The sequence below is a fragment of the Streptococcus mitis genome (genome assembly GCF_000722705.1).
GTDB classification, from domain to species: domain Bacteria; phylum Bacillota; class Bacilli; order Lactobacillales; family Streptococcaceae; genus Streptococcus; species Streptococcus mitis_P.
Genome location: NZ_JPFW01000008.1, coordinates 371701 through 392710 on the forward strand (window position 1 = coordinate 371701; position 21010 = coordinate 392710).

A 21010-nucleotide genomic window follows, 5' to 3' on the forward strand; every position below is an offset into this window, starting at 1 on the left:
TTCTTTTATTTTTCCATAAATGCTTTCAAGCGTTTAACTGCTTCTTTAAGGGTATCTAAGTCCGTCGCATAGCTGAGACGAACATTTTCTGGTGCTCCAAAACCTGCTCCTGTAATCAAGGCCAGACCAACTTCTTCAAGAATAGCCGTTGTAAATGCTGTTACATCGCTATAATCTTTCATCTCCATAGCTTTTTTGACATTTGGGAAGAGATAGAAGGCTCCTTGCGGTTTGACCACTTCAAAACCAGGGACTTCACACAAGAGTGGATAGATGGTATTGAGACGTTCTTCAAATGCTTGACGCATAACTTCCACAGAATCTTGCGGTCCAGTTAGGGCTTCGATGGTTGCATATTGTGAAACAGCAGTTAGGTTAGAAGTTGTTTGACCTGTCAATTTGCTCATAGCAGCAATGATTTCTGGATCACCCACTGCATAACCTACCCGCCAACCTGTCATGGCATAAGCTTTTGATACACCGTTAATGACGATGGTTTGCTTGCGAATGGCTTCTGATAGACTAGAGATTGGTACGAACTCATTCCCGTTATAGACCAAACGACCATAAATATCATCTGCTAGGATGAGAATGTCATGTTCAACAGCCCAATTTCCGATAGCTAGTAATTCTTCACGAGTATAGATCATACCAGTCGGATTAGATGGCGAATTCAACACCAAAACCTTGGTCTTGTCTGTGCGAGCTGTTTCTAACTGCTCCACAGTTACTTTAAAGTGATTGTCTTCTTTGGCTTGGACAAAGACTGGAACACCACCAGCCATCTTGACCTGATCTCCATAGCTGACCCAATATGGGGTTGGGATAATCACTTCATCACCTGGATTGACCACAGCCATAAAGAAAGTATAGAGTGAGAACTTAGCACCAGTAGCAAATGTGACTTCGTTGGCCGCCACGGAATAACCATAATAACGCTCAAAATAGGTATTGACTGCTGCTTTTAACTCAGGCAAACCTGAAGCTACCGTATAGAAAGAAGCACGTCCATCTCGAATGGCTGCAACAGCTGCATCTTGAATATTTTTGGGAGTATGGAAATCGGGCTGACCTAAAGTTAAGAAAAGTACATCTTTTCCTTCAGCTTTTAACTTCTTTGCTCTTGCATCACTAGCCAGAGTGACGCTTTCTTCCATTTCTAAAACACGGTTGGATAGTTTCATAGGCCCTCCTTATTGACCAATGCTCCTGTTTCAAAATCTACTAGATAAAAATCAGAGCCTGACTTGACTTCCCAGATTGGCTTATCTTGATAACGGCCAAATGTTATCTTGTCAATCTCACCAGCTCCTTTTTCCTTAGAAACCGCTTCTGCTTTTTCTTGTGAAACACCTTGATTTAGCTGATAAACGTAGATTTTATGGTCATCTTTTCCAATCAGGACAGCAAGTGCTTCTTGTTTTTTATTACGACCAAGAACGCTATAATAGGATTCCAAGCCATTGTATAAGTCAACCTGATCAGCCTGCTCTAATCCTGCATACTGCTGAGCTAATTTTTCTCCTTCACTTTTAGCTGTTTGATAGGGTTTCATACTCAGAAACACCAGATACAGAAAGGAAGCACTGATAACCACCAACAAAATCGTCATCCCTAGACCATACTGCCACAGTAGATTATTTTTTGCTTTGTTTTGTCTTTTTTTCACTCGTCTATTTTACCATCTATTAGGCTTTATTACAAGTGAATATAGGAATACTCATAGAAAATCTCTTCAAACCACGTCAGCTTTATCTGCAACCTCAAAGCAGTGCTTTGAGCAACCTGCGGCTAGCTTCCTAGTTTGCTCTTTGATTTTCATTGAGTATAAGCAACCAATTCTATTTCTTCCTTCAAAGTAAATCGATTTTTCTTGATTAAAACCGAGCAGGAAAAGTAAATACAGCTCCAAAATCAACCTATTAAAAAACCTGAGCTTGGCACTCAAGTTTTCGTAATTTTTTTGATTTATGGAATCACTTTATCATCCATTCTTTTAGCCATTTTTCCTAAAAATATAGGCAGTAGAAGGCTAATCATGACTAAAAAGGATCCTAGATAAAGAAATGTTACTACAAAGCCTAAATTGTCAATCAACCAGCCTGTCAGTGGGAAGAACACAATCATACTCAGACTAAACATCATAGAGTAGACACTCAGCATGGTTGCCCTTACTTCACTTGGAAGCCGCTCTTGCAAATCATTGTCAAAAATCGGCTGAAAAAGAGCATATAGAGCATTACTAATCAAATAAATCAAAATATAGATTAGAGGTGTTCCAAAGTAGGACAGCAGGTAGGTAACTCCAGTCAGCAGGACGAGGATAGGGAAAAGTTTCAAGGCAGCATAGTTCTTTCCAATCTTACTCGCTAGATAGACTGCGAGGATATTCAAGAGACTTCCAAGTAGCATAACTGCTGAAATTTGCCAACTACTTAAATCTGGCAACTGATTTTGATAGTAAAAATAAAACATGCACATGAGTACTCCGACAATCTGAGACAAAATCATCCAGTTGAAAAGCATGGGATTTCTCTTCAACTCATCCTTAACAGTCCAAATAATCTGTCTCATGGTCACACTATCAGTTTTTTCTACCTTAATACTAGGTTCTTTCAGCATCCAAATCAGGAAAAGAACTATGATAGAAGTCGCAATCATGATATAGTAGGTCAGGTGCAATTGACCATGGACAAAAAATCCCGCCAACACTGTCCCCAAAGACCGAGTTCCTTCTGCTACTCCTGACATAAAACTTGAAATAGATAAGTAACACTTCTTGAGTCCAGCCTCTACAGCCGAGTCATATACCATTGCTGCGCTTGTGCCTGAATCAAAATTATAAGACAAGGCACTTACCGCCATCGCTAAGGCATAAATCCAAAAATTTCCCTGCCCAGCCAACATAAGAATAGAAGACACAATCCCTGCTATACGACTTAAATAAAGGTTGGTCTTATAGGAATAGCGGTCAGCTAACATTCCAGATGGAATTTCACAGAGAAGACTGGTCGTATGAAAAATACTTTCCAGAAGTCCAATCTGCCAAAGAGACATACCGTTTTGACTGAGAAAGAGAATCCAAAAACTGGTAATCCCTAGAAATGCAAAAAACTCAACTCCGGCCATCAGGCCAATATTTTTCCGATAATTTCTTATTAACATCTTTTCTCCTTTAACAAGTGTATTATTATTTCTTTTGTCCGTCACTTGTTAATCTGTATCTTACATGATCTCCACCCCTTTTAGAAGCATTCTTCAATGCCATTATTGTTCCTTTAATGATTTATGAAATGATACCAGAAAATAGCTGTTCTGCGGTTTCTATTGCGAGTTTTCTTGTTTATTTTAGCACTTATGTCATCATATTACAAGAGAATATAGGAATACTCTTCGAAAATCAAAGCAAACCATAATCTAAATGAATTCTTTTACTTTTTCATCTAAATGTGACTAGAAATTATACAGTTTTATAGTCTTCGACTAACTCTGAGCAAATTTCTTGCAAGTCCTTTTGTTTTGTTGTAATATATTTTATAACAACGAGAGAGTTCTCGGAAATTTAAGAAAAAGGAGACACATCATGTCTAAAAAAGTATTATTTATCGTCGGATCACTACGTCAAGGTTCTTTCAACCACCAACTGGCTCTCGAAGCTGAGAAAGCACTTGATGGTAAAGCAGAAGTTAGCTACCTTGATTATTCAGCCCTTCCTCTCTTCAGCCAAGATTTGGAAGTTCCAACACATCCAGCTGTAGCTGTTGCTCGTGAAGCGGTTCTCGCCGCGGATGCTATCTGGATTTTCTCTCCAGTCTACAACTTCTCTATCCCTGGAACAGTGAAAAACTTGCTTGACTGGTTATCTCGTGCCCTTGACTTGTCTGATACACGTGGCGCTTCTGCCCTTCAAGACAAGTTTGTCACAGTATCGTCTGTAGCCAATGCAGGTCACGATCAACTTTTCGCTATCTACAAGGACCTTTTGCCATTTATCCGTACACAAGTCGTTGGTAATTTCACTGCTGCACGTGTTAATGACTCTGCCTGGGCAGATGGAGAATTGGTTCTTGAAGAAACCGTCCTAAACTCACTTGAAAAACAAGCGGAAGACTTGGTCGCAGCGATTCAGTAAAAATAGAAAATTTTAAGAAGTCTAAATCAATTATAGCCACCTCATAGGGTAGCATTTTTAGACTCAATCAAGATTTTCAGACAAACATCAGCCATCCAAAAAAACCTTGAGCGTTACCACTCAAGGTTTTTAGCAGTCTTTTCCATTATGGAAAATCGTCCTAAGAATATTCTTTCATTCGAGATCTATCACTTATCATCTTCTTTCGAGAAATTAGTGACTGCTTTTGGCTGATTAATCTTCTTTTCTTCGTCCTACATATAGGCTCAATAGAATACCGCTACCTAGAAGAACAGAGATATAATCAGATTGGCTTCCAGTTTCAGGTAATTTGTCCCCATGATTTTCTTTATCTGTAGTTGGTGCTACTGGGTTAGCATTTACTGGAGTTGCTGGTTGAGCCGGTGTTGGTACTACTGGTTGTTCTGGAACCACTGGTACTGGTTTAACCGGTACTTCTGGTGTTGGAACAACTGGAGTTGGTTGTACTGGCACTTCTGGTGTCGGTACATTTGGTGTTGGTTGCGCTGGCACAGGTTTAACCGGTACTTCTGGTGTCGGCACATTTGGTGTTGGTTGTGCTGGTACTGTTGGAATATCTAATTCTGGTACTTCAGGAACTTCAGGCATACCTGGCACACCACCGTTGAATTCTGGCAATTCGTAAACTGGTGGTTCTGGCATTGCAAACGTTGGTCTTTCTGGTACATTTGGTGTTGGAGAAACTGGTTTGTCATTTGATGGTGTTACTGGTTTGTCTTGACATCCACATTTACCATCCTTGCCGTCTTTACCGTCGCGACCATCTCTACCATCTCTACCATCTTTTCCATCTTTAACAACTGTTTTTGTCACAGTTCCGTCAGAATTGATGATTGTGATTGTATGACTACCTTTTCCATTATCTTCAACAGAAACTTTTGGTGATTTACCATCTTTACCGTCTTTAATCACCATTTCTGTCTTACTTCCATCAGGATTAATGATTGTAACAACGTGAGTTCCATCGTTATTATTTTTAACAGTTACAGTTGGTGAAACTCCATCTTTACCGTCCTTACCATCTTTGATAATAGATTTGTATTCACGGCCATCAGAATCAACGATTGTCAATGTGTGAGTTCCGTCTCCGTTATCGACGATGTTCGCTTTTGGTGATTTACCATCAAAGATTGTAGTTGTAGTTTCTTTACCATTAGCACCTGTCACTTTAATAGTGTGTGAACCATTGTTGTTATCAATAATTTCAAGTTTTGGTTCTTTACCATCACGAACTGTGGTTGTAGTAGTTGTACCGTCTGAGTTCACAACTGTGATCGTGTGAGTGCCATCTCCGTTATCCACAACCTTAGCAGTTGGTGATTTACCGTCACGAACTGTGGTTTCAGAAACAGTACCATTACCGTTTTCTACACGAATTGTGTAAGTACCATCATGGTTGTCAGTAACAGTCGCTACTGGTGATTTACCATCTTTAATGATTGTTTCAGTAGTAGTTCCATCACCATTTAGAACTGAAATCTTATGAGTTCCATTTTGTTCGTCAGTAATAGTAACTTTTGGTGATTTACCATCACGAACTGTGGTTTCAGTTGTCACACCTTCTGGATTTGTAATAACGATTGTATGACTTCCGTCTCCATTATCACGAACAGATACTGTTGGAGTACGTCCATCTACCCCGTCACGTCCATTTTTCACAACAAATTCATTCTTAGTTCCATCTGGGTTAGTGATTGTTACTGTGTGACTTCCGTCTGGATTTTCTCTTGTTGTAGCTGAAGCAGCTTTACCATCTTTACCATCTTTGATAATAGCATTTGTAATATTACCTTCTCCATCTGTCACTTTAACAGTGTGAGTTCCATCGTTATTATCTGTTACTTCAACTTTTGGAGTCTTGCCGTCTTTACCGTTTTTAACAACTGTTTCTTTAGAAGTTCCATCTGGATTTGTTACAGTAATTGTATGGCTTCCATCTGGATTTTCAGTTGTGGTGATAGTAGCTGTTTTACCATCCTTACCGTCTTTAACTTTAGTAGTTGATTCAGAGCCATCTCCATTTCGAACGGTAATAGAGTGTGTTCCATCTCCGTTATCTGTTACAGTAACAACTGGTGATTTGCCATCTGCACCATTTTCACCTTTATCACCTTTTAACCCATCTAAAACTGTGGCAAGTGGTTTTGTAGAATCCAATGGTTGACCTGGACGTTCTGGATCTTCCACAAAAATTTTAGTTTCATTACCTTCTTTTTTAGCAATTAGAGATTTTCCATCTTTACCATTTTTTACATTTACAGTAACAGGATCTTTTCCTGGTGTTGTAATTGTAATATCTGTACTATGTCCATCTGTTCCTGGTTTAGCTGTAACTTCTGGTGTATCTCCTTTTGCTCCTTGAGGTCCTCTTATATTGCCAGTCTTGTTCCATGCTCCGTTTTGTTTTTTATAGACATCTCCTGTTGAACTATCAATATAAGTATCTCCATTTTTCCCATCTTTTGGATTTGGTGCAATATTTCCACTTAAAAGTTCAGATCCATTACGTCCGTCTCTACCACTAGCACCATTTTCTCCATTAACTCCGTTCAATACATCACGTTCACTGATTAACTCATCTACTCCAGGATCGTAATGATTATTTCCATTATTATCAAAATAAACTGTAACATGAGTACCATCTGCGTTATCAGAAGATGTTGCTCTAGAATTAGGATGTCCTGATACTTCATCCGGGTTATTTCCTACACTTCTTCTTGCTCTTCTAAAGGAATCTTCTCCATTAATATATGGTTGTAAATCAATTTTAGGAGTTCGTCCATTGTTACCATTATGTCCATCTAGACCATCTCTAACTGTAAATGTTACTGGTTCTTTTCCTGGTGTTGTAATGGTTACAACTGTACTATGTCCATCTGCTCCACGTTGAGTTGTAACTGTAGGTGTTTGTCCATTTTGACCATTCGCTCCAGTTTCACCTTTAGCTCCATCATGAACAAATACTGTAGTCGGTTGTGACCCATCGTGATTATCGACAGTAATCTCTACTCCCTTATGATCAACTTCTTCCTTACGAGCAGCAGTTACAGTTGGTGATTTTCCGTCTACCCCATCTCTAATTACTGCAAGAGGTCTGTCAGGGGTTAATGGTTGACCTGGATTTGCTGGATCTTCTTGATAAACTTTTGTTTCTTTGCCTTCTTTAACAGTGAGCAATGACTTACCATCACGTCCGTCAGCACCTTTAGCTCCATCTTTAATCATTTCTGATCCTAGAAGTTCATCAGTTCCTGGTGTGTATTTACCATCATTGTTTTCATCAGTATAGAAGGTAACAATTGTATGAGATGGATTTCCATTTTTGCCTTCAACACGAAGTAAATCAACTTTTGGAGTTTTGCCGTTTAACCCATTTTCACCATTCTTCACATTTACAGTAACTGGATCTTTTCCTGGAACTGTAAATGTAATATCAGAACTATGCCCATCTTTTCCTGGTGTTACAGTTACTTCAGGAGTTTTCCCATCTTCACCTTTCTCTCCGTCTTTAACGATGGATGTTTGAACGAGCGTATCTGTGCCTTCTGTATAGTTTCCATCGCCATCTTTGTCAATGTAGAAGGTTAGAGTAGTTTGTTTCTTGGCTTCATCACGTTCTGCTTTGACTTTTGGTGTTTGGCCATTTTCTCCATTTTTAACGATTGTTGTAAGGGCTGGGCGACCTTCTGGTTGTGTAACTGTAATCGTATGACTACCATCATGGTTGTCTGTCACTGTTACTTCTGGTGTGAAGCCATCACGACCGTTTTCACCCTTGTCACCTTTCGGTCCTTTGATGTTGCCTGCTGGTTCCCATGCATTGTTCTTCTTAACGAAGACATCGCCTGTTTCAGTATTAACGAAGCTATCTCCATCTTTGCCGTCTCTTGGTTGTGGATCTACTTTTCCGTTTAATACTTCTTTACCATCACGTCCTGCTTGACCTGCTGCTCCGTCTTGACCGTCTTTGACAATAGAGGTTTGAACGAGCGTATCTGTTCCTTCTGTATAGTTTCCATCGCCATCTTTGTCAATGTAGAAGGTTAGAGTAGTTTGTTTCTTGGCTTCATCACGTTCTGCCTTGACTTTCGGTGTTTGGCCGTCTACTCCGTTTTTAACGATTGTTGTAAGGGCTGGGCGACCTTCTGGTTGCGTAACTGTAATCGTATGACTACCATCATGGTTGTCTGTCACTGTTACTTCTGGTGTGAAGCCATCACGACCATTTTCTCCCTTGTCACCTTTAGGACCTTTGATGTTGCCTGCTTGTTCCCAAGTATTGTTCTTCTTAACGAAGACATCTCCTGTGGCAGTATTAACGAAGCTGTCTCCATCTTTTCCGTCTCTTGGTTGTGGATCTACTTTTCCGTTTAATACTTCTTTACCATCACGTCCTGCTTGTCCAGCTGCTCCGTCTTGGCCGTCTTTAACGATGGATGTTTGAACGAGCGTATCTGTGCCTTCTGTATAGTTTCCATCGCCATCTTTGTCAATGTAGAAGGTTAGAGTAGTTTGTTTCTTGGCTTCATCACGTTCTGCTTTGACTTTTGGTGTTTGACCGTCTACTCCGTTTTTAACGATTGTTGTAAGAGCTGGACGTCCTTCTGGTTGTGTAACTGTAATCGTATGACTACCATCATGGTTGTCTGTCACTGTTACTTCTGGTGTGAAGCCATCACGACCATTTTCACCCTTGTCACCTTTTGGACCTTGTTCTCCTTGAGGCCCTCTAATATTACCGATTTTCCCCCAAGCTCCATCTCTCTTTTTATACACATCTCCTGTTGTAGCATCAATGTATGTATCACCATCTTTACCATCTTCTGGCCTTGGAGCTATAATTCCACTTAATAATTCAGCTCCTCTTATAGCATCTTTACCATCATTACCATTCTCTCCTTTTGGAGCAGGAGGAATAACAGTACTTGATATCAACTCATCACCTTCATCAAATACACCATTATGATTATTATCATAATATGCTTTTATTTCGGTTCCCGCATATTCACCTGATGGTTTAGGTTGAGTTGATGTTGGTTGTGATGCTGTTGAACCTGCAGTTGATGGTTGTGAACCTGTTGAACCTGTAGTTGATGGTTGTACTGTTTCTGATGACTCAGTTGCACTTCTATCTTCATCTGGTAATGCTCTTCTATTTCTTGCACTTCTTGATGTTCCAGAAGGTTGTGAATTAGAAGTTGATCCAACACCTCTTCTAACTGCTTCCACCAATGCATTTAAGTCAATAGTTGGTGTACGTCCATCTTTACCATCTTTAATGTTAACTGTTACAGGCTCTTCTCCAGAAACTGTAAATGTAATGTCACTACTATGACCATCTGCTCCACGAGCAGTTGTCACTTTAGGAGTTGCACCCTTGTCACCTTTTTCACCTTTGGCTCCATCTGCAATTACAACTTCTTTTAGTTTTGTATCGCCTGCATCAAATTCGTTGTTATCATTTTGGTCATAATAGAATATAACGGTCGTTGTTTTATCTGCGTCATTTCGTTGAGTCGCAACTAATGGACTTGCTCCATCGAAACCATCTCTTACAACAGTACTTGTAACATTACCTCTACCGTCGTTAATCGTGATAGTATGAGTGCCGTCATCTTTATTATCTTTAACGGTTACGGTTGGAGTTACACCGTCACGACCTGCCTGACCTTGGTCTCCTTTTTCACCTTTAGCTCCAGTGAGTCCACGTTCACCTCGGTCTCCTTTTTCACCTTTAGCTCCAGTTAAACCGCGCTCGCCTTGGTCCCCTTTTTCACCTTTAGCTCCAGTTAGACCGCGTTCGCCTTGGTCTCCTTTTTCACCTTTAGCTCCAGTGAGTCCACGTTCGCCTCGGTCTCCTTTTTCACCTTTAGCTCCAGTTAGACCGCGTTCACCTTGGTCTCCTTTTTCACCTTTAGCTCCAGTTAAACCGCGTTCGCCTTGATCTCCTTTTTCACCTTTAGCTCCAGTTAAACCGCGTTCACCTTGGTCTCCTTTTTCACCTTTGGCTCCATCTTTAATAGCAATTTTTTGAACAAGTTCATCTACACCTTCTGTATAAACCCCGTTGCCATCGTTATCAAGATAGAAAGTAAGATTATTTGTATCACCGACTTTATTTTGATCAACACGTGGTTTTACTGTATCGATTAGCTCTTTAGCAACACCAATTTGCAGAATACGTGGCTTAGCTTCTTTAGTGACACTATTACTAATTGGTAATCCTAAAATTGTTTCGTTACCAAATCGATGAACTTTATAGGTAATTTGACGTTGTCCTTTTTCACCTTCTCTGACTAATCTAGTTTGGCCTTCTGGCAACTTACTTGTTGGAAGATAGACAGTTTGGAAGTCAATATCTTCTGTAACAACCTTGTTACTAGAACCACCATTTGGATTGGCATCCAAGTATAGTGGGTTTGCTCTATAATAATAGTTAGAGTTACTGTATGGATCATTGCTAGTAGCGGCACCGCCACCACCTTGGTCCACGTTAAAAGTAACAGGTTTCAAACGGACAGACAAATCACCATTTGGATTGTTGATTGGCAAACTGAATCTGATTGTCTGTTGCATACTTGTTTCAGTAGCAGAGGTCATAGTATATCCTGAGTGAGATACAAAGTTGGCACCCTGGCTAATAGGTTTTGATTGCTCTCTTAATCTTGGAGTTGTGATAGTTGCATTTGAAGGATTTCCAAATCCATCCCCTTTATCCAAAATAAAGTTATTATTAACAAATTCACCTGGACCAGAATATTGAATTGTGAAATTCAATCTATTACCTTGACGTACTGTCGTCACATCATAATGAATTGAATTACCACCACGTGCGTTCCCGTAGCCACGAAAACTGTAACTACGACCAGCTTGACTGATATCTGTAAATGCAACTGTATTCCCAGAACCTGAGACAATCGGGTTGGCTGGATTGCTAGAAGCTCTAAAACCACTTTGTCCCTTATCCAAGTCTTCCTTACGGATAGCTGGATTTTGATGAGCATCAGAAAGGCTCAAACCTGGTTTCAAAATTTCATTAGTTGTTTTTGGAGCTGAAAACGCTTCAACTATAGCAGCTCTGCTAGTTGGCAAAACAGCGCTATCAAGAACTGAACGATCAGTCGTTGTTGCAGCTGGTTTAGCTTCTTCTTTGGCTTCTGCTGCGTCAGCTTTCTTCGCTACAGGAGTTTCTGATACAGTTCCTTTATCGGAGTTAGAGCGGAGTTCCAGTCCAATGACAGCTGATTGAATAGAAGACTCTGCTGCTGATATTTCAGCTTCAGATGCATCTGCTTTCCCAAGCAAACCTTGACCAGCTTGGATACTTGCTTGCAACTTAGCAGCACTTGCTTCTGTATATAACTTGCTCTCTAGTTTTTTTGCACGAGAAAGAGCCGTTAACAATTTTGATTTATCAACTGCCCTTTGATGAGAAACTTCCTCTTTTTCCACTTTAGGTTCTTCAACCTTTTCTACAGTTGCCTTAACAACTTCAGATTTAGCTGGAGTCACCTCTACTGGATTAACAACAGTTGGAGCTGCGTAGGTAGTTTCTTTCTTAGCTGTAGAAACTTCTGCTGGTTTAGTAGTTTCTGCTATCTTATCAACAGAAACACTGTTAGTAACTTCTGCATAATGTTCATCTGCTTGTACTGTTTGGGAGTTGGCTCCTGCTCCTAGGACTAAGGCTGTTCCGAGCAGTACACTAGCTGCCCCAAAGTGATACTTGCGAATAGAGAAACGTTGTTGCATTTTATACCAATCAAATGATTTTCTCTGTGCCTGTTTCATATTCTTTACCTCAATATAATTTTATACTATACAATTTACATCTATTTTATATATAATTCAATATAGTTTTATCAATTAACATATAGTATTTTTTCCCTCAAGATTCATTTAAATTGTTCTAATCAAAGTGAATTTACTGACAAAAAAATGATTCTCATATTTTGGTACAAATGGTACAGAAAAATAATATAGAGGTAAAAATGTAATCTCAAAATTAATACAAATATTCCAGTAACATTTAATTGCCTTCCTATATTCGATTCATAAATATTGTTTTAAGATCAAATCGGATTATTCTCCATCTTAACAATATCAACATTAGCATTTTTATTATAGACTATGATATAATGATCTTAGGAGGATAGAACCCTATGAGATCTCTATTATCTACAAAAGAACAACGACAATTACGACTACTTGAAATACTCATTCAAAAACGAGATTGGATACGTCTAAACGAATTAGCACAAACTTTAGAATGCACCGAGCGTATCCTGAAAAATGACTTAAACGAACTACGAACAGCATTCCCAACCTTCAAAATCCAATCTTCTATCAATGGCATTATGCTAAATCTAGATACAGCGGCAAGTATAGAAGATATATATATTTATTTCCTCAGTCATTCCCAATCTTTTCAGTTATTAGAATATATGTTTTTTAACGAAGGATTGCCTATTTACCGAACTGTAGAAAAACTGCATTCTAGTAATGCCAATCTTTATCGTTTAGGAAATCGAATCACCACCATTCTCTCGAAACAATTCCAAATTGAACTGTCTTTTACTCCAACATCCCTGAATGGAAATGAAATCGATATTCGCTATTTTTATGCCCAATACTTTTCAGAGCGGTATTATTTTCTAGACTGGTCTTTCCCAGATATTTCTGAAAAAGTTATAACAGAGTTCGCTGACTACTTCTATAAATCTACAAATTACCCAATGCGATTTGCAATCTATAGAATGTATAAGCTGATGCTCGCAATTAGTATTCATCGAGTAAAAAATGGACATTTCATTGATTTACCGAATCATTTTTACCAAGACTACTATCCTGTTTTAATGAATTTACCAGATTTTGAGTACAAGCTTGCATACTTCTCTCAACAATTTGGACTGGAAATGACTCCAGATATTGTGACCCAAATTTTCATTTCCTTTCTTCAAAATGATATTTTTCTAGATCCACAGCAATTCTTTGATTCTCTAAATAAAAATGATGAATCTCGCTATTCTTATCAATTATTAAGCCAAATTTTGGAACGATTATCTAAAGCATTTAATATTAAATTTGCTAATCATGATGAACTCATTTGGCACCTACATAATACGGCTTATTTTGAAAGACAGGAAACCTTTTCAACACCACTCTTATTTGAGCAAAAGGGAATTACACTAGAAAAGTTCAAGGTCTATTTCCCAGACTTTATGGAAAGTGCAAGACAAGAATTAGCCGCCTATCGGCAAGCAATTGGGCAACATGATTATCCTGAACAATTAGAGCACTTGATTTACACCATCTTCACCCATGCAGAAAATATCACTACTCAATTATTAGCTAATCGACCGCCTATCAAGGTTTTGATTATCAGTAACTTTGACCATGCCCTATCCCTCACCTTGATGGATATGCTTTCCTATTACTGTAATAATCGCTTTACCTTCGATATTTGGGATCAATTGGAAACAAGTCCTGAAATTTTAAATCAGACAGATTACGATATCATCGTGTCTAATTTCTATATTCCAGGAATTACTAAGAAGTTTATTTGCCGAAATCACCTGTCAATCATGGATTTGGTTAATCATCTTAACTGTTTATCAAATGAGATTCATATATCCAATACTTTATAAACTAAAAAAGTCAGCATGTTCCCGCTGACTTTTCTCTTATCTGATTTCTATACTTCCTTTACAAAAACCAATTCCCGTGGCTGGGACAGGTCTTCTCTGTAAACAAATCCTGCAAAACTTAAGTGGCGAGCCTCCTCCACCGTTTGTACTTGATTTTCTATCAGGGCTGTTAGAAAGGCACCACGCGCTTTCTTAGAAATAGTTGAGTGAATTTTCAACTGACCGCCCTTATCCTCCATAAATTTGAAGGTCAGCATTTTTTCTCTAATTTCCTTAGAAAATACAGTCTCAAACTCGGACGACAAGAGAGAAAAAATCACTTCTTCCTGCGTCACAGCTTCATCATAGGCTGCCTTCCAATGACTCTTTAAAGTCTTACCAGAGACTTTTAACTTCATCAAAAAGTCCAAACGGTGAGGTGGCATAGGTGACAAGGCTGGAACGACACCGTACAAAGCTGAGGTAATAAAGACATGATTTTCAAGATAGACTTGTTCTGCCTCGGTCAGTTTGTCTCGCTTGATATGGCGATACATGAGCCCATCAAAAAGTTTCAAGGCTGGATAGTGTTGAGCAGTTTGGCTTGTTAAAGCTTGGATATTTTGAAATTCTTCCGCTGCCTTCTCAGCTGATACCTTGTAAAAACTCTCCAATTGATTAGAAGAATAGAAGGCCAAGGCATCAAGCACGGCCTGACTTTCTGGTTTTAAAGGAGCGGATTCAATACTTGGCAAATCTGTGTTCATTTCTTTTGCTGTTGGGATTAAAATTTTCATATTGATAGTGTAGCATATTTTTTAGCCACAACCAAGAAATTCATCTGAAAAACCTCGGTTTGACCGAGGTTTATCTTACTGCACTTTAAAGGTCTTGAGATAATTGTCTTTTCCTACTTGACCTTCAAAGTTTTTACCATTTTCTAGGTAAGGAAGTTCATCAGATACAGAAGCTTTGACCTTGTAAATCTTGCCATCAACTTTAAAGAAGTAGACGGTATCGCCCTTGATAACAGCTGATTTGAGGTCTGCTACCACACCCTTGATGCTTTCTGTTGTTGCATTGTCAATTTCAAGATCGTTTTTATTGGCGTACTTGCTGAGTAGTTCTTCCACTGTCGTGGCTACGATAACATTTTGGTACTCAACTGCGTCTACCAGAGCATACTCTTTAACCAGACCAGCATTGTCCTTCAAGCCCATGATATACAGAGGCTTGTCATTGAGGTTGATGAGGATTGGGAAGGTTGCCTTGTAGGACTTCTCCTGGACAGCACCTTCTGCTGATTCACGGGCTGATTCTTCAGTTGCAGAAGCCAAGTTATACTTGGTAATTTCTCCTGTCCGCATATTTTCAAGGATGAAACCAAGATTACTTTCATCTGCATTGGCTGACGTCACACCTGTGTAGAGATAAATGTCATTGCCGATAGACAAGTAATTATAGCCCTTGGTAGTCTGGGTCACGTTTTTCTTGGAAATCATGGCATTCCAGAAACCGTCCTTGTACTTGCCGTTATAGTTGATTTGTTCAATGGTTTCCTCAGCTGGATAAACCCTGTCCACCCATTCTGGAACATCTGACAAGCTGTATTCCTTGGTTTCTCCATTTGTGGCATCCAAGATAATGACTGAAACAGGACGAGGAACCGCTAAGCCAAATTTCTTTTGGTAAACCGTTGCCACATAGAAAGGATTCCCCTCATCGTCCACCTCGAAGGATGGAGTTTTAAAGATTTTGGTTGGGTACTTCAAGCGCAGGTGGCGTTTGACGTCGCGGTTAAAATACTCTGAATCAGAATACTTGATTGGTATCTTCAACTCCACCAAGTTGGCATTTCCAGTTACCATGTCCACCTTGATATACTCGCCGATTCCCTTAGCTTGATTATTAAACCACTTGATAGGGTCTGCGTATTCTAGTGGCGTAACTCGATAAGGTTTCCCATCAATCGTCAGTTGGGTATAGGTATCTGCCGCTACGTATTGCGACACCTTATCCGTTAGAGAACCCAAGTAGCGGTCACCAATTTTTTCAGCAGTACTTCTATCTAGAATAGGAACCTTACTGGTATCACTCTTAGGAAATTCAGTAAACTCTTTTTCCGTAACTGTGACTACATTGGCATAATTTTTAGCCTGAAAAATGCTGGAAGTCACCAAGGAAACCAAACCTGCCAAGAGCAAAATTCCTCCAATAGAAGCTAAAAGAATTTTCCCTAACCGATTGATTTTGAAACCCTCTAAATTTAAGGCAGCTTCCGCCTTGCCGTGGCGCACATGAACTGTTTTGACCAGATTGATTCCCTTGCCAAAGCCAAATAAGACTGCCACAAGCAGCAAATGACCACAGAGGAAAAAGAGGAATTCCCAGCTGGTCAGGTTAAGGGGCGGTAAAAAGATATACCAAGTCGTTGCGATAAAAATAAGTTCAAAGACTATCCGTTTCATTTGCTTTCCTCCTAAATGATTCGTCCTTCCAAGTGATCCAGTTCATGCTGGCAAATCTGTGCTGGGAAGCCTGTCAAGGTCATGGTCTGTTCCTGCCACTTGCTGTCACGATAGGCAACCCTTATGGTTTCATAACGCTTAGTTTGTCTCACACCCGTCAAGGACAAACAGCCTTCCTCTGTCTCATAAGGTCCTTCAAAGGACAGGAGCACTGGATTAAACATGACCACGGGAACCAAGCCAAGATTAAAGATAATCACGCGCTTCTGCATCCCAATCATATTGGCAGCCAGACCAACACAGGTCTCACGATTTGCTAAAAGCGTATCCTGTAAATCTCTGGCAAGATACAGATCATCCTGACTTGCCGGCTGAGATACTTGAGATAAAAACAAAATATCCTTCACAATTTTCTTTTCCACTTCCTCACACTCCTATTAATGTTTACTATATTATAGCAATTATAGCACAAAAGCCGATAACTGCAAGCCCTTTCCCTCAACTGTAGCAAAAAGCCATCCGAAGATGACTTTCTTTTTAAATCGCATTCTTGTCAAAGCCAAGTTTGCGTTGGATAAACTTAACGATTTCGACAATGATAATCATTGAGAAGCTTCCAGCCATAACGATTCCCCATTGTGACAAGTCTAGTTTGGTTACATGGAAGATTCCTTCAAGCGGTTCTACAACGATTGTTGCCATGAGAAGAATGAAGGATACCAAGATAGACCAGTTAAAGGTCTTAGACTTGAATGGACCAACTGTCAAGATGGACTGGTAAACAGACTTGACATTGTAGGCATGGAAGAGCTGAATCAAACCAAGGGTTGCAAAGGCCATAGTAAGGGCATCTGCATGAATGGCATGATTGTCACCCACATGAACTGGGTAAGCAAGGGCAAGTCCATAAACACTCATAACAAGGGCTGCTTGGAGTACACCTTGATAGATGATAGAACTGAAAACACCACCTGAGAAGAAGCTTGCCTTGCGTCCACGTGGTTTATGGGTCATAACACCTGGCTCCGCAGGTTCAACACCTAGAGCGATAGCTGGGAAGGTATCCGTTACCAAGTTGATCCACAAGAGATGAACTGGCTGCAAGACGTCCCAACCAAACAAGGTTGATAGGAAGATAGTTAATACTTCAGCGGTATTGGCAGAAAGTAAGTACTGAATGGTCTTTTGAATGTTTGAGAAGACCTTACGTCCTTCTTCAACTGCGACGATAATAGTTGCAAAGTTATCATCCGCAAGAATCATGTCAGAAGCCCCCTTGGAAACCTCTGTACCAGTGATTCCCATTCCAATACCGATATCTGCTGTTTTCAGAGCTGGCGCGTCATTAACACCGTCACCTGTCATGGCAACGACCTTACCTTGTTTTTGCCATGCCTTGACGATACGAACCTTGTGTTCTGGAGACACACGGGCATAAACAGAGTATTGACCAACTACTTTTTCAAAGTCTTCATCTGACAGTTCATTGAGTTCAGCACCAGTTAAAACGTGGCCCTCTGTATCGTTTGCGTCAATGATTCCCAAACGTTTGGCAATAGCTTCTGCGGTGTCTTGGTGGTCACCTGTAATCATAATTGGACGGATTCCAGCTTCCTTGGCTACACGAACAGCCTCAGCAGCTTCAGGACGTTCAGGGTCAATCATCCCGATCAAACCAGTAAAGATTAAATCATTTTCAAGCTCTTCAGAAGTGAGGTTTTCTGGAATGCTATCGATAATCTTATAGGCACCTGCAAGGACACGCAAGGCTTGGTGAGCCATTTCAGAGTTGTTTGTATGAATGAGGTTTGTAACCTTCTCATCAATCGGAGCAATATCCCCAGCCTTATCACGAAGAACACAACGTTTCAAAAGTTGGTCGGGCGCACCTTTGACTGCTACAAGGAAACGACCATCTGACAATGGGTGAACTGTTGACATGAGCTTACGCTCAGAGTCAAACGGCAACTCAGCCACACGAGGATATTTCTCTAAGAAACCTTTAACATCGTAGCCCTTGTCCAAGGCATACTGGATGAAGGCTGTTTCAGTAGGGTCACCAATCAGGTTTCCTTCCACATCAATTTTAGTATCATTTGCCAAGACAACGGAACGAAGTAGTGGCATTTCAAGACCTAGTTCAATATCATCAGCTGAGTCATGTAGAACCGCATCGTAGAAGACTTTTTCGACTGTCATCTTGTTCATAGTCAGCGTACCAGTCTTATCAGAAGCGATGATTTCTGTTGAACCAAGTGTTTCAACTGCTGGCAACTTACGAACGATAGAGTTTCGTTTGGCCAAAACTTGAGTACCAAGGGCAAGAACGATGGTTACGATAGCAGGAAGCCCTTCTGGAATGGCTGCAACAGCAAGCGCAACAGAGGTCATCAACTCACCGAGTGGATTTTTCCCTTGAATGAAGACACCCACTACAAAAGTAACAAGGGCAATGACCAAAATTGCATAAGTCAAAACCTTAGAAAGGTTGTTCAAGTTTTGTTTGAGTGGTGTATCCGTTTCATCCGCATCTTGGAGCATGCCAGCGATATGACCAACTTCCGTGTACATACCTGTATTGACAACAACACCAAGACCACGACCATAAGTCACATTTGAGTTTTGGAAGGCCATATTGACACGGTCACCAATACCAGCATCTGCAGCAAGTTCAACTGTCAAGTCTTTTTCGACTGGCACAGACTCACCTGTCAGGGCAGCTTCTTCGATTTTAAGCGAGTTGGCTTCTAATAAACGAAGATCCGCTGGTACAACATCACCTGCTTCAAGGGCAACAATATCACCTGGTACCAATTCTTTAGAATCAATCTCAGCCATATGACCATCGCGAAGAACGCGGGCAGCTGGACTAGACATGGATTTGAGGGCTTCGATTGCTTCTTCTGCTTTCCCTTCTTGGTAAACACCAAAGGCAGCGTTAATGATAACCACGGCTAAGATGATAATGGCATCTGCGATATCTTCCCCACCAGAAGTCACGACTGACAAGATTGCTGCCGCAACTAGGATGATAATCATCAAATCCTTAAATTGCTCGATGAATTTGACCAGGATTGATCGTTTCTCGCCTTCTTCGAGTTCATTGTGGCCAAATTCGGCAAGGCGCTTTTCCGCCTCACTTGATGACAAACCTTGCTCGGTCGCATCCACAGCCTGCAAGACCTCTTCAGGACTCTGAGTATAAAACGCTTGGCGTTTTTGTTCTTTTGACATGTGTCTCCTCCTTGACATTGTGTGCAAAACAGACTCTCTTTTCCCTCATCGTATCTTTTCACGACAAACAAAAAGAGACCTGTTAATCATAACAAGTCTCGCTGTTTAAGATAGTGCCGGAAAGCATACTTTTCAGTATGAAATTCGGAATGACGACACTATCACAGGTTTCTGCCAGCTACTCCCTTGAGTAGTTCTATTATACCAAATTTTGAAAAGTTTTCAAAGAATTGAATCATCTTAGACAGTGAAACTATCATGACTAACCATTGCTATTTCATCAATAATCAATAGTTAATACTTGAACACTCTCTCTATTATTCGAAATCTCTTCATCAAGATAGTCTACAGTAACATCTGTTGTATGCAAGTCATAACGCAACAGAAACCATAAATATCCTTTAGATAGTGATTTTCTTTTTATTTGAACTACTGTAGGAATGCCTTTCTTATAGGATACACTTCTTAATCTTTCCTCTATTCTATAACGATCTGCTGTAAATTTACCTGTAATAAATTGATTAAATGCCTCTTTATTAATGAAAGCAACAGCTATCAATACAATAGAAAGCATATAGAGAAAATATTTAGAAAGCTGTACTGAGTATTTTAAAGAATAAATGACCATAATCCCCAAAACAAATAATACAATTGTCATATTATATCTACTGAAACTATCTAAATTTTTTGCTTCATCATAGGGCATTGATACAATGTACATAGCTAACAAATTAAGATGATAAATAATATAAGTTAAGCTAGGAAAAACGACTAACTCTATTCCCAATATTTTCTTTTTAGCTAAAATACAATAGATTAAAACTCCCCCTATTAGCACAAGCAAAATTAAAATAATATTATCAAATGAAAAAATTCGTTGAGCATATTGAAACATTATCTCAATTATTTTGCTTTTTCCTTTATCTAACAAATTCTCCTTATAACTCACTAAACTAAATGAATGTTTTGACTTATTTCCTGCAATAAAAACATAAGAAACATGTGCTTTCCATAAAATGTTTACAAAGACAATCCCAACAACTACATAGAATGTTTGTAACCAAATATGAAACCGTAATTCTTTTCTCATTCTAAAAGAATAGAAAATCATGAGAAATAGTGCAGAAATCACAAAAAATATACCACTTGTTTTTACAGATATCAAAAATAAAAAATTAAACTAAGCTGATAAGTTATTTTTTGTAAACTCTTTTGATAAAAGACAATTATGTTGATAGTAGCCAATGCTAATGATGTCAACAATGTATCTACAAGTAAATCATAGGGCTGAATATTTACTATAAAGAGTAGTATGATAAACATTATGACTGGGATACTATACTTTTTCGAATTTCTAGAAATCCATACAAAAAATGTAAAGCATGTACTAAGTACTAGCCAAGATTGGGCAACACTCATAAATCCTTCAGAATGAAGACCTGTAATTTTTGACATATAGTAAATAAAGCTGGCACTACCTGTCGCATAACTTTGAAATTGTATTAGGT

At 39.5% G+C, this 21010-nt stretch carries 11 protein-coding genes and 1 pseudogene; 2 read left to right on the forward strand and 10 right to left on the reverse strand.

Features of this window, described 5'->3' with window-relative positions:
- Window positions 1–5 precede the first annotated feature (5 nt).
- From SK642_RS06940 to SK642_RS06950, 3 genes are all read right to left on the reverse strand, one after another.
- The gene (locus SK642_RS06940; protein ID WP_033684088.1) at window positions 6–1184 is read right to left on the reverse strand and encodes a pyridoxal phosphate-dependent aminotransferase; all 1179 of its coding nucleotides are present in this window, start codon (window positions 1182–1184) and stop codon (window positions 6–8) included.
- Entirely contained in the window at window positions 1181–1669 is a 489-nt protein-coding gene (locus tag SK642_RS06945; RefSeq protein ID WP_023948412.1) for a DUF5590 domain-containing protein, read from the reverse strand. The genes SK642_RS06940 and SK642_RS06945 overlap by 4 nt, the downstream gene beginning before the upstream one ends.
- A 299-nt stretch (window positions 1670–1968) precedes the next feature.
- The gene (locus tag SK642_RS06950; RefSeq protein ID WP_033684089.1) at window positions 1969–3165 is read right to left on the reverse strand and encodes an MFS transporter; all 1197 of its coding nucleotides are present in this window, start codon (window positions 3163–3165) and stop codon (window positions 1969–1971) included.
- 418 nt (window positions 3166–3583) lie between these two features.
- Between SK642_RS06950 and SK642_RS06955 the strand changes: the two genes are divergently transcribed.
- On the forward strand, window positions 3584–4132 hold the full coding sequence (locus tag SK642_RS06955) for an NADPH-dependent FMN reductase (RefSeq protein WP_033684090.1): 549 nt from the start codon (window positions 3584–3586) through the stop codon (window positions 4130–4132).
- Window positions 4133–4366: 234 nt separating this feature from the next.
- On the opposite strand, the gene SK642_RS06960 is transcribed toward SK642_RS06955, so the two are convergent.
- Both SK642_RS06960 and SK642_RS11210 read right to left on the reverse strand, forming a co-directional pair.
- The gene (locus tag SK642_RS06960) at window positions 4367–11479 is read right to left on the reverse strand and encodes a G5 domain-containing protein (RefSeq protein ID WP_419991766.1); all 7113 of its coding nucleotides are present in this window, start codon (window positions 11477–11479) and stop codon (window positions 4367–4369) included.
- Window positions 11480–11872: 393 nt separating this feature from the next.
- Window positions 11873–11965: pseudogene (locus SK642_RS11210) on the reverse strand (YSIRK-type signal peptide-containing protein); the annotation flags it as partial.
- Window positions 11966–12336: 371 nt separating this feature from the next.
- On the opposite strand from SK642_RS11210, the gene SK642_RS06965 reads away from it, so the two are divergent.
- The gene (locus SK642_RS06965; RefSeq protein WP_033684091.1) at window positions 12337–13821 is read left to right on the forward strand and encodes a M protein trans-acting positive regulator PRD domain-containing protein; all 1485 of its coding nucleotides are present in this window, start codon (window positions 12337–12339) and stop codon (window positions 13819–13821) included.
- 47 nt (window positions 13822–13868) lie between these two features.
- On the opposite strand, the gene yaaA is transcribed toward SK642_RS06965, so the two are convergent.
- The 5 genes from yaaA to SK642_RS06990 form a co-directional block, all read right to left on the reverse strand.
- On the reverse strand, window positions 13869–14597 hold the full coding sequence (yaaA, locus tag SK642_RS06970) for a peroxide stress protein YaaA (protein WP_033684092.1): 729 nt from the start codon (window positions 14595–14597) through the stop codon (window positions 13869–13871).
- 75 nt (window positions 14598–14672) lie between these two features.
- The gene (locus SK642_RS06975) at window positions 14673–16268 is read right to left on the reverse strand and encodes a hypothetical protein (protein WP_033684093.1); all 1596 of its coding nucleotides are present in this window, start codon (window positions 16266–16268) and stop codon (window positions 14673–14675) included.
- 11 nt (window positions 16269–16279) lie between these two features.
- On the reverse strand, window positions 16280–16690 hold the full coding sequence (locus SK642_RS06980) for a peptide deformylase (RefSeq protein ID WP_033684094.1): 411 nt from the start codon (window positions 16688–16690) through the stop codon (window positions 16280–16282).
- A gap of 115 nt (window positions 16691–16805) precedes the next feature.
- Window positions 16806–19502, reverse strand: a complete 2697-nt coding sequence (locus tag SK642_RS06985) for a cation-translocating P-type ATPase (RefSeq protein WP_033684095.1) — start codon at window positions 19500–19502, stop codon at window positions 16806–16808.
- A 280-nt stretch (window positions 19503–19782) separates the two neighbouring features.
- Entirely contained in the window at window positions 19783–20592 is an 810-nt protein-coding gene (locus SK642_RS06990) for a hypothetical protein (protein ID WP_152548306.1), read from the reverse strand.
- Window positions 20593–21010 lie beyond the last annotated feature (418 nt).